This window comes from Agrococcus sp. HG114, assembly GCF_024723325.1.
Lineage (GTDB): Bacteria > Actinomycetota > Actinomycetes > Actinomycetales > Microbacteriaceae > Agrococcus.
In genome coordinates this window covers 1-781 of record NZ_JANQCH010000254.1, presented here as the reverse complement: position 1 = coordinate 781, position 781 = coordinate 1, and the positions used below count along the sequence as shown (strand labels likewise).

Genomic DNA, 781 nt, shown 5'->3' with positions numbered 1-781 from the left:
GCGCTACACGCTGCAGTGCCTCGCCGAGCGCGCGCCCGGCAGGAGCGTCGAGGTGCGGGTGCCGCCGTTCGGCGCGGTGCAGGCCGTCGAGGGCCCGGGGCACACGCGCGGCACGCCCCCGAACGTGATCGAGACCGACCCGGCGACGTGGCTCGCGCTCGCGACGGGCGCCGAGGCGTGGGCGGATGCGGTGGGTCGCGGAGCCGTGCACGCGTCGGGCGTGCGCGCGGACGTCTCGCCGTGGCTGCCCGTCGTGCGCCTGCCGGGACGGTAGCGCGAGGGCCATACTTGGCCCATGGCTCAGGTCGTCCGTCCGCAGGGGTTCATCGGGCCGCTCGTGGTGCTGATCATCGGCGCCGTGCTGCTGTTCAACGGGGTGCCCGCGCTGTTCCAGTGGCTGAGCTGGGCGGCGCAGTCGGCTCTCGTCCTCGGCGTCGAGGCCGCGCTCGAGACGGCAGCTGTGCCGCTGCTGCTCGCGGGCGGCAGCACGTTCATCGGGTTCCTCATGCTGCGCGGCGGATGGGCCTCGCTCATGGCGCTCGCCCGCGGTGCGACGAAGCGGGCGCAGGAGCAGGTGCGGACGGGCGCGCAGCAGGTGCGGCGCGAGGTCGACCAGCGGCGCGGGGAGCTGACGGCGCGAGCACAGCAGCTCGAGGACCGCGTGCCGCAGGCGTGGCGCGACCGCATCGACGCGGCCGCGCGCGAGGCCGAGGCGGAGCGCGCGCGTCGCTCCGGGCAGCAGCCCGGAGTGCGCGCCCGCTCCGAGTGGCAGGCCCCGCAG

General features: G+C 76.6%; 2 protein-coding genes. Both read left to right on the top strand.

The genetic code is table 11. The features are described 5' to 3' along the window. A partial coding sequence (locus NWP09_RS13095; RefSeq protein ID WP_258275921.1) for a sterol carrier family protein occupies positions 1-274 on the top strand: 274 nt, incomplete at its 5' end. A gap of 21 nt (positions 275-295) precedes the next feature. Then, positions 296-781, top strand: a 486-nt coding sequence (locus NWP09_RS13090; RefSeq protein ID WP_258275920.1) for a hypothetical protein, incomplete at its 3' end; no start/stop codon positions are given.